Source organism: Chloroflexus sp. (assembly GCF_056331925.1).
In genome coordinates this window covers 128,447-142,356 of sequence record NZ_JBWGQH010000004.1, presented here as the reverse complement: position 1 = coordinate 142,356, position 13,910 = coordinate 128,447, and the positions used below count along the sequence as shown (strand labels likewise).

General features: G+C 55.2%; 12 protein-coding genes. 1 reads left to right on the top strand and 11 read right to left on the bottom strand.

The window, feature by feature from the left end; translation table 11 throughout:
* Positions 1-172 precede the first annotated feature (172 nt).
* On the bottom strand, positions 173-1,150 hold the full coding sequence (locus tag AC01ZF_RS03705; protein WP_424675735.1) for a GNAT family N-acetyltransferase: 978 nt from the start codon (positions 1,148-1,150) through the stop codon (positions 173-175).
* 368 nt (positions 1,151-1,518) lie between these two features.
* Between AC01ZF_RS03705 and AC01ZF_RS03700 the strand changes: the two genes are divergently transcribed.
* Complete coding sequence (locus AC01ZF_RS03700; RefSeq protein ID WP_424675734.1) at positions 1,519-2,202, top strand: HAD family hydrolase; 684 nt, start codon at positions 1,519-1,521, stop codon at positions 2,200-2,202.
* Between the two features lie 65 nt (positions 2,203-2,267).
* Here AC01ZF_RS03700 and AC01ZF_RS03695 read toward each other — a convergent pair whose 3' ends face one another.
* The 10 genes from AC01ZF_RS03695 to AC01ZF_RS03650 form a co-directional block, all read right to left on the bottom strand.
* Entirely contained in the window at positions 2,268-2,633 is a 366-nt protein-coding gene (locus tag AC01ZF_RS03695; RefSeq protein WP_424675733.1) for a cytochrome C oxidase subunit IV family protein, read from the bottom strand.
* A 9-nt stretch (positions 2,634-2,642) separates the two neighbouring features.
* A complete protein-coding gene (locus tag AC01ZF_RS03690; protein ID WP_424675732.1) occupies positions 2,643-3,422 on the bottom strand; it encodes a cytochrome c oxidase subunit 3 in 780 nt (259 codons plus the stop codon).
* Positions 3,423-3,583: 161 nt separating this feature from the next.
* Complete coding sequence (gene ctaD / locus AC01ZF_RS03685) at positions 3,584-5,242, bottom strand: cytochrome c oxidase subunit I (protein WP_424675731.1); 1,659 nt, start codon at positions 5,240-5,242, stop codon at positions 3,584-3,586.
* A gap of 2 nt (positions 5,243-5,244) precedes the next feature.
* Positions 5,245-6,237 (bottom strand): cytochrome c oxidase subunit II, encoded by a 993-nt coding sequence (gene coxB / locus AC01ZF_RS03680; RefSeq protein ID WP_424675730.1) that lies wholly within the window; start codon positions 6,235-6,237, stop codon positions 5,245-5,247.
* A 44-nt stretch (positions 6,238-6,281) separates the two neighbouring features.
* Positions 6,282-7,121 carry an SCO family protein gene (locus AC01ZF_RS03675; protein WP_424675729.1) on the bottom strand — a complete coding sequence of 280 codons (840 nt, stop codon included), beginning with the start codon at positions 7,119-7,121 and terminating at the stop codon, positions 6,282-6,284.
* Between the two features lie 32 nt (positions 7,122-7,153).
* Entirely contained in the window at positions 7,154-7,558 is a 405-nt protein-coding gene (locus tag AC01ZF_RS03670) for a hypothetical protein (protein ID WP_424675728.1), read from the bottom strand.
* Between the two features lie 13 nt (positions 7,559-7,571).
* Positions 7,572-8,234 (bottom strand): cytochrome c3 family protein, encoded by a 663-nt coding sequence (locus AC01ZF_RS03665; RefSeq protein ID WP_424675727.1) that lies wholly within the window; start codon positions 8,232-8,234, stop codon positions 7,572-7,574.
* 24 nt (positions 8,235-8,258) lie between these two features.
* Positions 8,259-8,864, bottom strand: coding sequence for a c-type cytochrome (locus tag AC01ZF_RS03660; RefSeq protein WP_424675726.1), 606 nt, complete (start codon positions 8,862-8,864; stop codon positions 8,259-8,261).
* A gap of 49 nt (positions 8,865-8,913) precedes the next feature.
* Positions 8,914-12,024, bottom strand: a complete 3,111-nt coding sequence (locus AC01ZF_RS03655; protein WP_424675725.1) for a TAT-variant-translocated molybdopterin oxidoreductase — start codon at positions 12,022-12,024, stop codon at positions 8,914-8,916.
* Between the two features lie 481 nt (positions 12,025-12,505).
* Positions 12,506-13,903 (bottom strand): (Fe-S)-binding protein, encoded by a 1,398-nt coding sequence (locus tag AC01ZF_RS03650; protein ID WP_428131916.1) that lies wholly within the window; start codon positions 13,901-13,903, stop codon positions 12,506-12,508.
* Positions 13,904-13,910: the final 7 nt, after the last annotated feature.

Here is a 13,910-nt window from a genome sequence, read left to right as displayed (position 1 = left end):
ACAATCGCTACGTCCTCGGCGCTCTTGGCGCCTTTGCGTTGAGTTCCCGCCAGGGCACACTGCCGGTGTGTTCTCACAATTGCTACGTCCTCGGCGCTCTTGGCGCCTTTGCGTTGAGTTCTCGCCAGGGCACACTGCCGGTGTGTTCTCACAATACTACACTCCCCCAACGTCACCCTATAACCTTCACAAACTCAATCCACGCCGGTTGCTTGACGAAGCCCAACGTCTCGTTAATGCTCAACATTGCCCGATTGGTAGTAGCGTTGTAAGTACGTACTTCGCGGTAGCCGGCAGCCTTCGCAAACGCCAGTGCATGCACCTTCAACGCCAGTGCCAGTCCACGTCGCCGGTAACGCCGGCGGGTAGCGGTAATGCCTGTCATCAACACGTCAGGTTCGGCATACTTCCAGAGCTGGCTCGTCGCTACAATCTCATCACCATCGAGTGCCAGAAAGTACCCCTCTGGGTAGAGATGCGGATTACCCAATACCGACTGTTCCCACGTCGCAAAATCAACCGGTGTGAACGGTTCAGGTTGAGGCACATCAGTGCGCATCTCTGTCATTGCTTCATAGAGCCGCTGCCGAGCATCGGGCAAGCGGTGAAGCCACTCGCGCAAAGTACAGATAGTGAAGCCTTGTTCTCTGACTCGCGCCAATGCATCAACATACGGGGTTGGGTCAAACGTGCGCAAATCGAGCCGCGATTCCCACGTCCGCATCTCTTCACGAAAACCCCGATCGGCGAGAAATCGCACACTGCGAGTTTGATCTTCGCGGCAGTTCGCCCGTACTTCCGACGGCTGATACTGCACCGTAAGGTCGCGCATCAGTTTATCATAACAATAGCTACCAATTCCTTGCCCCTGCCATACCGGCAACACTGCCACATTGACGAAAAATTTGCGCGGGTGGTACATCCACGCGGGTTGAAAATACTCAGCCGCCGCTACAATCGTACCATCCACTTCGGCCAACCACCGTCTCTGAACGCAATGAGCAGGACGAGTTGTATCCCAATGCCGTATCTCGTCGACCGTTTCGTGATTATCGGGGAACACTGCGTTGGCGATCGCCACGAGTGCAGCATAATCGGAGTCATCGTGCTCAAACGGTCGCACCCGTACTATTTCAACAAACTTACTCATGATCGTCGCTCCTCTGGGAACAGATCTCGCTCAGTTGATCATATCTTCTCGCCACCTCTTTGCCATCAGACTAGAGATGCAATTGCCAGTTTCTGGCGAAGATGGCTATGAACGTAGAGAGACCCTAGAGGATAGTCAATGTCTCATTCACCATTGTGGTCTGGTCAGTGCGCTAATCCTACAAACACTATCATTATGTAAGGCTATGGTATGATAACGGTGAGACAATTTTCCGTAAACGTCACCCGTTACGGAACCAACGAAGAGAGACAATGGCTTATCGCATTAGGGCAAAGAGTGGCGTTCGTAGGTGAGCGACCTACGCCAACCCGTTCACTTTGCCCCACCATCTGCGAAGGAACCAACGCATGCCCATCCGTGCCCTCATCTTCGATTTCGACGGCCTGATGGTCGATACCGAAACCCCAGCTCTGCACAGTTGGCAAGAGATCTATGCCGAGTACGGCGTCACACTTAGCGTCTATGACTGGGCAACTACCCTTGGCGCCAATGCCGGCTTCGATGCCCACGCCCATCTGGTTGCTTTGGTGCAGGAACGTGATCCTTTTCTAGCCGAACAACTTATTGCCGAGCGTGACCTTATTTTAGCCCGTCGGCAAGCCCGTAAAGACGCTCTCAGCGCCGATCAACCACTCCTACCCGGTGTAGCCGGACTATTAGCCGAAGCACATACCGCCGGTCTGCCGTGCGCCGTTGCCAGTAGCAGTAGTCGGCGTTGGGTCGAAGGCTGGCTCCGCCGCCTCGACGTATACCACGCCTTTACCGCAATCGTAACGGCTGATGATGTCGCAGCGACCAAACCGGCACCCGATCTTTTCTTGACGGCAGCAACCCGGCTCGGCGTGCCACCCAGTGCCTGTCTCGTACTAGAAGATTCGCCCAACGGTATCCTTGCCGCCCGCGCAGCCGGCTGCCCCGTCGTAGCTGTACCCGGCGCAGTATCGCGGCAGATTCCCCTCCCGCCAGCCGACCTTATCCTACCCAGCCTTGCCCAGACCAGTCTTGCCGCGTTGTTAACAATATTTGGGTAAAGGTGACAACAAAAAGGGCAGGCGTTAAGCCTGCTCCTCTCGATTAGGCGATGTATCGTCAGAACTTACGGTAACGGCCCCGGCTGTGGCGGCCAACCACGAGCAATATAATCCCCCATGGTAATAAGGAAGAGGATCAATAGCCAGACAAACGCACCTGCTGCATAAATCTGTGTGATCCGGCTACTCACTTTCACATGCATAAAATAGATCACGATCAAGACCGTCTTGGCAATAGCAATCGACATCGCAATCGTGACGGCCAACCAACCCGGCATCGTGATCAGATTCTTCTCAACCCACCACGCTACGACAGTCAACACCATGAGCACCATCAGCGCTACAAAGACGCGATAGTAAGTACCGCGCGAAATATGGGCATGTCCAGCGCCGTGGTAATGCGTGTGCGAATGTGCATGATGCTCGGCCATCCCGACCTCCTAAACCAGATAGAAAAGTGGGAAGAGAAAAACCCAAATAATATCGATCAGGTGCCAATACAAACCACCGATCTCAACCGGTGTGTAGTAGGTTGGCGAGAACTTGTTACGCAAAGCCATAGCTGTAATGGTACCCATCACACCCAAGCCAATGAACATATGGATCGCGTGTAAGCCGGTTGCGCAGAAGTACAACAAGAAGAAAAGTTGGTGACCGGACTGCATCAGACCGGTTGCAGTCGCGCCATGGCCGCCACTCGACGCACCATGCTCGGCAGGAAACATGAACCCGCGACCCGGCACCAAACATTCATGGCTCTCGTGTAAGTCACTACCGGTAATCCAACTGATCGGATCTTTCGCGCCGGCGCAGTGAGCAAACTTCTCACTGTACTCATACCCCTTGATTACAAGGAAGGTTACGCCGAGCAACATCGTCAACACCAGCATTGTCAACAGTCGCCGCTTATTACCTTCCTCGGCAGCATTGACAGCCAGTGCCACCGTCAACGAACTGACTAGGAGAACGACCGTATTGACGGCAGCTAACGGAGTATTGAGCAGCGCTGCCGCCTCTTCCCATGCTTCAGGGAAAGCCCAACGGTAGACGATGTAGGCCATGAAGATACCACCGAAGAGCATTATTTCGGTGACGAGAAAGGCCCACATGCCTAACGTAGCAGCCTCTTTCTGCTGCTCCGGCGTCTCGAACTGATGTTGCAGTTCGGGGCCGTGGCTGTGTGTGTGTACATGCGCCTCTTCGTGTGTGATCGTTGCCAACGCTCTCTCCTCTGCGTCCAATTGCCAACGTAGCGAAATCGGTAACGGTGCGTTCACACCGTATGCACCATATTTGCTTACCAAACGCACAAACCGTTATGTACGAGCACGCTATACGGGGTGCAGCGCGCTAAGCCATTCTGCTCAGCAGTCCGCCTGCACTACAGCGGCGAACCAGGGCGCCACGACGCCGCATCACGCTCGGCAGCATCTGGTGGATACGAATAGGCTTCTTCGGTAACGATTGGCGTCTTATCGAAATTGAATGTAGGCGGTGGCGACGATGTCTTCCACTCCAAGCCGGTTGCTCCCCACGGATTATCCCCGGCAATCCGTCCCTTCCGCAACGATATGCCGAGATAAATCAGCGGTATGATAAAGCCAATCGCCAGAATACTCGCCCCTGCCGTACTCATCACGTGCAGGATCTGGAACTCCGGTGGGTACACGTGGTAGCGACGCGGCATCCCCAGATAACCGAGGATAAACTGCGGGAAGAAGGTCATGTTGAAGCCAACGAAGATGATCAACGCGGCAATACTACCCCACGTTTCATTATACATGCGACCGGTCATCTTCGGCCACCAGAAGTGGATACCACCCAAGTAGGCCATAATCGTCCCACCCACCATCACGTAGTGGAAGTGGGCCACCACGAAGTAGGTATCGGTCACGTGGAGATCAACCGCCGTTACACCGAGGAAAATTCCGGTTAGGCCACCGATCACGAATAAACCGATAAACCCGAGCGCGTAGAGCATCGGCGTTCGGTAGCTAATCGAACCCTTATAGAGGGTTGCTGTCCAGTTAAAGACCTTAATCGCTGACGGGATCGCCACCAGCATCGTGATGAAAGAGAAGATCAGTCCAGCGTACACCGACTGGCTGCTCACAAACATGTGGTGACCCCAGACAAGGAAGCCAAGGATCGCGATGGCAATGCTCGAGAAGGCAATGAATTCGTAACCGAAAATGCGCTTACGCGAGAAAGTGCTAATCAGCTCGCTGATAACACCCATCGCCGGCAAGATCATAATGTAGACCGCCGGGTGCGAATAGAACCAGAACAGGTGCTGGAAGAGTAATGGATCGCCACCGAGCGCCGGGTCAAAAACACCAACTCCCCACACCCGTTCGACCACAACCAGCAACAGTGCAATACCCAACACTGGCGTAGCCAGAATCTGAATGATACTGGTTGCGTAGTTGGCCCAAATAAAGAGCGGTAGACGGAACCACGTCAGACCGGGCGCGCGCATCTTATGGATGGTAACAATGAAATTCAAACCGGTCAGGATGGACGAAAAGCCCATAATGAACGCACCGGTGATCGTCATCACCACGTTGGAGTTAGAGTAGGTCGAGCTAAATGGCGTATAGAACGTCCAGCCGGTATCAACACCGCCAAAGACGGCCGCAATCAGGGCAAAGATGCCACCGATCATGTACAAGTACCAACTGAGTAAGTTGAGGCGCGGGAAGGCCAGATCGCGAGCGCCAATCATCAACGGCACCAAGAAGTTACCCAGCACTGCCGGAATCGACGGGATGAGGAAGAAGAAGACCATAATCACGCCGTGCAGCGTAAAGGCGCGATTATAGACATCCGACGACATCAGATCACCTTGCGGCGTAATCAACTCCACCCGCACTAATGTCGCCGCCAACCCGCCAAGGAGGAAAAAGAAGTTGATCGACAACAGGTACAGGATGGCGATCCGCTTGTGGTCAACCGTCAACAACCACGACTTCAACCAATCGGTGAAAGTCCGTGAGGTATCGCGGATGTAGCTGGTCTGTGGAAGTGAAACAGTGCTCATACTCAATTCCCCGTATTGGCGAGTGACTTAATATACTCGATCAGTTGGTTAAGCTGATCTTCACTAATCTGCCCTTGGTACGACGGCATCACAGCAGCATAGCCGGCAACGATCTTCGCATTCGGGTTGAGGATCGACTCACGCAAGTAGTTCTCATCAGCCACAACTGTCGAACCATCGGCCAATTTCTCGGTCGCGCCGTAGAGACCTTGCAAGCTCGGTCCCACACCACCACCGGCCATCACATGACATCCGGCGCAGCCAAGACTGGTGAAGAGTTGACCACCCGCCGCTGCCATCGGATTGCCAGGTGTTACCGCAACCACCGGTTGACCGGTATCAATCGTACCATCAGGCAGTACCACCGGGCCAGGTGTTGCCAGCCAACGCTCGTAATCGGCCAGTGGTAAAGCTACCACCCGTCCGATCATGAGCGAGTGCTCTGTGCCACAATACTCGGCGCAGAACAGATGGTATTCACCGGGCTTGGTCGCCTCAAACCACATAACTGTGTAGCGTCCGGGCAGAACATCTTGTTTCACACGGAATGCCGGGATGTAGAAGCTGTGAATGACATCTTGTGAGGTCATAATCAGCTTCACCGGCTGACCAACCGGAACGTGCAACTCATTGTTCTCACGCTTACCGTTCGGATGCTGTACATGCCACATCCACTGCTTGCCAATCACGTAGACATCGAGGGTGCGGTCTGGTAAGGTACGCATCTGCACGTATAAAAACGCACCCCAAAAGAAAACCAGCATCACCAGCGCCAGTGGGATCAAGGTCCAGGTCAATTCCAGTTTCAGATTCGAGTGGACCGGATTACTGCGATCGACTTTCTGACTGCGATGATAGCGAACAATCAGGTAGAGAATGACAAACGGCAGCACACCGGCAAACAGTAGACTCAGGGCCACCAGAAAGAAGTAGAGCTGGTCAACCTGTGTTGCAAAGGTTGACGCCTGATCGGGAAATAACGGAAAATCGCGCATACTTCGTCCTATCTGGGGGCGCAGCGGCCCCGACGCTACTACTGCTAGGCTGGCACCGACTCACGCGGCGGCGGTAGATTACCACCGGGAGTCGAGCGACTCAACGTTACGATCAGGATAATGATTCCAATCACAGTGAGCACACCGACAATACGGAGTATCGTCATGATCGCCGGTGTATATTTACCGGTGATCGGATTGTACTGATAACAGAGCAACAAGAACTGATCAAGTGGCGTACCAACCTTACCGGATGAAGCTTCTACTATGCCTAATCGCACATCAGATACGTTAAACTCAATCCCAAAAAAGTAGCGAGACGTCTTTCCTTCCGGTGTCAGTACGACAAACCCGGCCGCATGCGCATACTGGTCAATCGTCTCGTCGTAAACGTACTTAAAACCAATCGCATCGGCTACACGCCGGATCTGCTCTTCGCTCCCGGTCAGAAAATGCCAACCATCTTCCGCCCCGGCCCGTCCATAACGCTGCAAGGTTAGCGTCTTGACCCCGCTGGCCATCATTGGTGTCTCAAGCGGGTCGATACTAATATTGACCACCTGAAAATCTCGCCCGGCTGTTAACGATACCTGTTGCAACGCCGATAACACGCCTTCGCGTACAAACGAGCAGAGCATCGGGCATTCATAGTAGCTCATGACGAGGACAACCGGCAGCCCAGAGCGGAAAAACTGACCGAGCCGCACTTCATACCCTTGCTCGTCAATAAAGATGGCGTCAAGAGGTACTTGCTCACCCATACGTTGCTCAAACGCTACCCCATCAGCCGGATTTGATTTGCTTCCTTGCGCCAGTACAGTGACGGGTGCTAGGAACAACATACTCAGCCATCCGAGCAGCGCTAGCGAGATCCAGCGTCTCATAACACCAACTCACAATCTAGCCTAAAAGCGGGTTACTTTCCGGCACCGAGACCGTGCTCGAGCAAGAGTTCCATTGCCCGCTCGATAGGAATATGTGCCCGACCAGCTCGCTCATTCACCCAACCGTAACTTTCAAGCCGTTCCTTCGCTTCGGTGATAATCCGGTCACCATCAACTCGTGGATTCTGCTCGAGCCGGGGCGCCGGTGGTAACTGCAACTGCGTCACTTCGTCGTTCCTCAGGGTATTACTCGCATCGGTAATCGAGCCGGACGTCAGAGCCAGCACTAGACCCATCAGAACAAAGGCGAGCAGCAACGTACCAAACACGATGCCAAGACCCCAAATGACCGGTGTCGAGCGCGCATCGCTCACTTCATGATTGAGCGCCAGACTCTCGGCTGACGGGCCTTCACTATGGGCATGAGCGTGACTCATAATCACCTCTCTTCTAGCGGTGGCAGACAAAACAGTTAGTCAAACGGCCATCGGTTGGGATCTGGTATTCGATCACCAGTTGTTGCCGCTGAGCCAACGACAACGAATTCACGTCCCACTCCATATTGAAAACTTCTTCGCGAGGGCGAATAAAGTTTTCGGGAGCGCGGTGACAACCGAGACACCAGCCCATGTAGAGAGGCTGTGCTTTAGCCGCCAACTGCTGCTGATCGATCCGACCGTGGCACGAACTACAACCGATACCTTTGGCGATATGCACCGAATGGTTGAAATAGACGAAGTCGGGCAGATCGTAGATGCGGTTCCACACGACCGGCTCACCAGTCTGATAACTGGTACGCACGACTTCAAGCAACGGGCTAGTCGTCCACACTTGTGAGTGGCACGACATACACGTCTCGGTAGCCGGGAAACCGGCGTGAGCTGCCTTCTCAACCGTCGCATGACAATAGCGACAGTCGATCTTCAACTCACTGACGTGATGCTTGTGGCTAAACGGAACCGGCTGGGCTTTCGCAACACCAACATCAGTATACCATGGTGAGAGGTAAAAACCGACCATGGCGGCAATAACACCGATCACCAGCATCACAAGGCCAAAGAGGCTGGCCAGAAAGATTGCATTTGCATTACGCGGAAAGATTTGGGCAGACATACGTCGCGTCTCTCGCTCTCTAGCCTAGCGGCCGGCTTTGACTTGCTGTAGCTCAGCCTCACTTAACAAGGCGACATCGGCATTCTGGCTCAATTGCAACGCCCGCACATACGCGGCAATCGCCCAGCGATCCTCAGGTGGGATGCGCGCCGCATAGCTGTACATTTTGCCGATACCGTTCGTGATCACGTCAAAGAAATAACCGATCTGTACATTACGCAACCGGTCGTTATGAAAACTCGGTACGGTGATCGGACCGCGGTAGGCGATGACTCCTTGACCATCACCGACTAACCCATGGCACGGGGCACAGAAGGCGTTGTAACGCGATTGACCATGGGCAAGCAACGCAGCATCGAGTTTTAGTTCGGGTGGCAACTGATCGGCCAACTGACCATCGATCCGCCCGGTCATGAGCGGTGAATCCGGGTTGTAGCTGTTGAGTGGTACGGTATTGGCCGGTGGTGGCTGCATAGCACGGCCATCAGGAAAAAAGCTACTTACCGCGTTCGGCTTATACTTAGGCTGATCGTACATATCAACGTGACAGGCGACCAGCAACAGGCAGAGCGGCAGCCACGCCAGCCGCACCACGCGGGTCACGATCGATTTGCGAACAGATTGCACCATACGCTTCTCGTTTCTAGCACTAGCCGGTCATCTGCCGACCGGCCTGCTGCTACCCTGCACTGTGACCACCATCGAGTGATTCTTCGGGGTTACGCACCCGCGCCAGATAGCTTGTGCGCGGCTTGAGATTCAATTCGTCGAATACGGTGTAGTTGTGCGGCTGCTGCTTGAGCTGTGCTACCCGACTATTGGGATCGTTGATGTTGCCGAATATGATAGCCTCGGTCGGGCAAACCTGCTGACAAGCGGTTACGACTTCACCATCACGGATGGGGCGGTTGCCCTCAACCTTCGCCTTGATCCGAGCTGCACTGATCCGCTGTACACAGTAGCTGCACTTCTCCATCACACCACGGTTGCGTACCGTCACTTGTGGGTTGCGCATAAGCTTGAGACTCTCGGTGGTCAGGTCGCTGTACTGCAAGAAGTTGAACCGGCGAACCTTGAACGGACAGTTGTTCGAGCAGTACTTCGTACCGACACAGCGGTTGTACACCATATTGTTAATGCCCTCGGCATCGTGGACGGTAGCCGCCACCGGGCAGACCAACTCGCAGGGTGCCTGTTCACAGTGAGCACAGGTCATCGGCATTAAGTACGCTTCTGGGTTGTCGAGATCTTCACCGGCGTAATAGCGATCAATCCGGATCCAGTGCATCTCGCGCCCGCGAGCCACTTCGTTTTTACCGACAATCGGAATGTTGTTTTCAGCCTGGCAGGCAACTACACACGCATTGCAACCGATACACGCCGAGAGGTCGATGACCATCCCCCACTGATTGCCGGTGCTGTAGTCGAAACCGGGGAGCAGTGATTGATATTGCGGCTTCCGTTCCGGTGACCCGTACTTCTCAGCATAGACCTCTTTGGCGATATACTTCGGGTCTTCCTTGAAGCGGGCAAACTCGCCGGCGCGCACCACATCACGCCCTTCGAGTGTCCAGTGATCTTGGGTGCTGACCAGCAGATAACGCTCGTTCACAGCGGTTGCGCTCACACCGGCCACTAGCCACGGATTGGCGCTCTGGCGCAGGCGATAGACATTGAACCCAGCGCCTTCGGCCACTCGCCCGCCATGGGTACGGCCATAGCCCAGCGTCACCGTAATCGTATCGTCGGCGTGACCGGGGACAATCCAGATGGGCATGCGCAACGTCCCCGCCGGCGTCGTGATATCGATCATGCGACCGTTCTCACCGGTAAGGCGTTCGAGTGCCTGATCGCGTGCTCGACCGGGTGCAGCCAAACTGGCCGGGTCAAACGGTAGGTTGAGCAACCGGATGGCTGTGCGCGGACTCACCAATGCCGCGTTGTCCCACGTCAATTTTGTCATTGGACGCGGCAATTCCTGGAGCCAGCCGTTGTTGGCAAAACGCCCATCCCAGATCGCCGGATCGGGTCGGAACAACAATTCCAAGCTAGTCGTAGGTGGTGGTGCCTGTAACTGCACCCCGTCGACCAACGACACATCGACCGGCTCTAAGCGTGTTCCCTCGATCACACCAGTGCTTAATGCACGCTTGAAGAAATCATCAAAAGCAGCATCGTCAAGGCCGGTTTGCTGCTGCCAGTACGTGCGGACACTGTCGTAATCTGTCGTTCCGATGGCGCCGTTCAGGACAGCCAGCAATTCGTGAGCGGTACGTGAGCTATAGAGGGGGCGAATGAGCGGCTGAATAATGCTCACGGTACCATCGTATGCACGGGCATCTGACCACGACTCGAGGGGATGGGACAATGGGATAAACCACGTGGCCTGAGCTGCCGTCTCGTCTTCGTAAGGGTTCAGCACCACACTTTGCTTTGCCTGCTTCATCGCCTCGGCAAAGTTAAGATCAGCCGGTGCCGTAAAGACAGGGTTGCTATCAATAATAACCAACAGCTCAACACGACCGGCCCGTAACTCTTCAGTTAGGGTCACCAAATCCTGCGGATCGGCGGGTTGGGCAACCGGTTCGGTCAACTCAACCGTTGTCCCCACAGCACCGAGCTGCACATTGATCGCATGGGCAATGGCATGCACAACCGGCGGCTGTGCCTCGCCCACCACGACAACTGCCCGTGAGCCGGCACGACGTAGATCGGCAGCGACGGTCGCCACCCACTTCTGCTGAACCTCGTTCAGGCCGGTCGCCGGTGCTACCGCTGTCACCCCTAACTCATTGGCGATAGCAGCAGCCAACTGACCGACCAGACCGGCCCGGATCGCCAAGCGGTGATCGGCAATGGCACCGGTCGGTGAGAAGACCGGTTCGGCGACGTACAACCGACTCATCGTGGTTGTTTCGGCGCGCACTCGGCGGCGTTGCATCAGATCGCGCGCATAGCGTACCCGACCAGGGCCTTCGCTCACGAAATCGGCATCGAGCGCCAAAACAACCTCAGCCTCGGCGAAGTTATAACGTGGCTCATACGGAGCCCCGAACGCCAATGCTGCACCGGCGTAGGTATTGCTGCGACCTACCGGATCGTACTGAATCCAGCGTGCTGCCGGGAAGTTGGTCAATAGTTCGGCTATCTGGGCCCGTAAGGTGGGCGAGGTAATGGTTGGCGTCAACAACCGCAACCCTTGGCCCTGCAATGTCCGTTGCACCTGCAAGGTTTCGTTAATTGCAGTAACAAACGCCTCCCACGTACTCAGCAAACCGAACCGACGTACCGTTTCGGGTCGATCGGGATCGTAAAGTGCCAACAACTCAGCTTGTGCGAAGGCATCAGTCGCACCGAGGCTTGCCGGATGGGCCGGATTCCCCTCGATCTTCGTTGGGCGTCCTTCGTTACTCTTGACCGTAACCCCGAGAGCGAACCCATCAAGCATGACAGCAGTGGCGTAATAGTTCGGAATGCCCGGAATCTGATCGCGCGGTGCGCGGGCAAAGGGAGCCACCTTTTCTTGCGGCTGTTTGAACGCAACGGTACAGCCGGAGAGACCGGCCAGCGCTAGCGACGCTCCCATCAGCTTGAGAAAGGTTCGGCGCGATACCGGATCGGCCAGCTCGCTCGCGCCCTGCGGGAACTCGCGGGCAATCAACTCGCGAAAGGCCGGCGTATCGACCAACTGATCGAGCGAACGCCAGAACTGTTTGCCTCGCGCCTGTTGTAATTGGGCGCGCACGGCCTCGATTTCGGGCGCGGCAGGGTGAAGGTTGATCTCACTCATTGGCGTGGCCAGACTAGATATAGGGCGGATCCAATAACCCGCTCACAAACTTGTGATTTTAGGCACATTTTTCTGCGTCCGATTATACTCGATGACAACCGGGGCAATGCAGCCGATTCCATACTTTTTGCATCTAGGTTTGGTAGCGAGTAGGAATAGCCAACCTTGCTTTCTCCCATAACGGAATAGGTTTACGACTACACGTACACGCTTGTCATCGCGACAAACCGGCTGCCAGGATTGGCACAACCGAATTGATAAGCCGTTCTGGACGGTAGATACACCGGTACGGCAGCAAATATCTCCTCATCGAGCGCGTAGTGGTTTAGCTGCAATCCTAGCGAAACGGTATCGGCGCATTCTTTGTGCCGCTTGGTGCAATTATAGTAGCATACCTTGAGACAGACAAGCAACATGAACAAGCCCTGTGCAGGACCGGTGATGGCTGCACAGGGCTGTTAGAAATGACTTATCGAGATTGTCAGGCAACTACCGATCTTCGATACGACTCATCGAGCAATTCGATAATATAGCGCACTTGGACCTCTTTGCCGCGCCGGCGCAGCTCACCGGCCAACTGCAACGCGCAGCCAGGATTGGCCGTCGCGATAATTTCGGCGCCGGTGGTGAGGGCATTATCAATTTTACGGGCGCCGAGACTCATCGCCATGTCAGGCTGGGTGATGTTATAAATCCCCGCGCTGCCGCAGCACAACGACGACTCGGGCATCTCTTTTAACTTCAGGCCGGGGATGGCGGTCAGCAGTGTGCGAGGTTGCGCGCTAATACGCTGGGCATGCACCAGGTGACACGGTTCTTGATAGGTGACGGTGAGATCGAGACGACCCAGGGCCGCGCGGTTGAAGTCAATCCCGGCAAGAAATTCATGCACATCTTTGACTTTGGCACTGAAGCGTTCAGCGCGCACACGCCACTCCGGATCATCGTGCAACAGATGGCCGTACTCTTTCATCGTACTGCCACAACCGGCGGCATTTACGATGATCGCATCTACCCCCAAACCTTCAAATGCGGCAATATTACGCCGTGCCAACTCACGTCCACCATCAAGATCGCCACCATGTGTATGCAGCGCCCCACAACAGCCTTGGTCTGGCGGGATGATCACCTCACAACCATTCTTGCGCAGGACGCGAATCGTCGCTTCGTGGACGTGCGCAAATGCCGTACTCATAATGCAGCCGGTAAGCAGTGCAACACTGTAGCGCCGTTCACCCTCCGCAGGCAAGATTTGCCCGTTCGGTACGATATAGTGGTCGCTGATCGGTGGTAACATCGCTTCTGTGTCGGCCAACCGCAATAGTTTGAGGATGCCACTCTTGCGGGCCGCCCACTGTACGCCACTCCGCTGGTACAGGCGCATCATCGTTGAGAAGAGACGAAACACTTCCATCCGCTTGAACAACACCCCAAACACAGCACTACGCAACGCGCGCTGCCAGAGTGGTCGCGATGGCAACTTCGGCTCCGGCGCACCCGGTACCGCTGCGGGTCCGGCTTTACCGGCACGGGCCTGCTCGATCTGCGCACGGCTCGCTTCAAGGATCGCACCGTACTGTACCCCTGAAGGACATACCGCCTCACAGGCTCGACAATTGAGACAGAGGCTCATCTGCTCTTGAAAAACCGGGCTGGCAAGGCTAATCCGCCCTTCGTCAACCGCTTTCATCAGGTAAATGCGTCCACGCGGCGACGCCATTTCCAAACCCGTCTCGCGGTAGGTCGGACACGACGAAAGGCACAACCCGCAGTGAACACAGGTGTTAATAATGTCAGAGCTTGGCTTATCTTTGACGCTAAAGCCGATCAGGGGAATAACCGGCTGCGCTGACGCTGGTGATGAGTGAGTCACGGTCACAGGTATT

Bases quoted from the DNA above. Each gene is read 5' to 3' on its own strand.
- AC01ZF_RS03705 (WP_424675735.1), bottom strand. From the start codon at position 1,150: ATGAGTAAGTTTGTTGAAATAGTACGGGTGCGACCGTTTGAGCACGAT.
- AC01ZF_RS03700 (WP_424675734.1), top strand. From the start codon at position 1,519: ATGCCCATCCGTGCCCTCATCTTCGATTTCGACGGCCTGATGGTCGAT.
- AC01ZF_RS03695 (WP_424675733.1), bottom strand. From the start codon at position 2,633: ATGGCCGAGCATCATGCACATTCGCACACGCATTACCACGGCGCTGGA.
- ctaD (WP_424675731.1), bottom strand. From the start codon at position 5,242: ATGAGCACTGTTTCACTTCCACAGACCAGCTACATCCGCGATACCTCA.
- coxB (WP_424675730.1), bottom strand. From the start codon at position 6,237: ATGCGCGATTTTCCGTTATTTCCCGATCAGGCGTCAACCTTTGCAACA.
- AC01ZF_RS03675 (WP_424675729.1), bottom strand. From the start codon at position 7,121: ATGAGACGCTGGATCTCGCTAGCGCTGCTCGGATGGCTGAGTATGTTG.
- AC01ZF_RS03670 (WP_424675728.1), bottom strand. From the start codon at position 7,558: ATGAGTCACGCTCATGCCCATAGTGAAGGCCCGTCAGCCGAGAGTCTG.
- AC01ZF_RS03665 (WP_424675727.1), bottom strand. From the start codon at position 8,234: ATGTCTGCCCAAATCTTTCCGCGTAATGCAAATGCAATCTTTCTGGCC.
- AC01ZF_RS03660 (WP_424675726.1), bottom strand. From the start codon at position 8,864: ATGGTGCAATCTGTTCGCAAATCGATCGTGACCCGCGTGGTGCGGCTG.
- AC01ZF_RS03655 (WP_424675725.1), bottom strand. From the start codon at position 12,024: ATGAGTGAGATCAACCTTCACCCTGCCGCGCCCGAAATCGAGGCCGTG.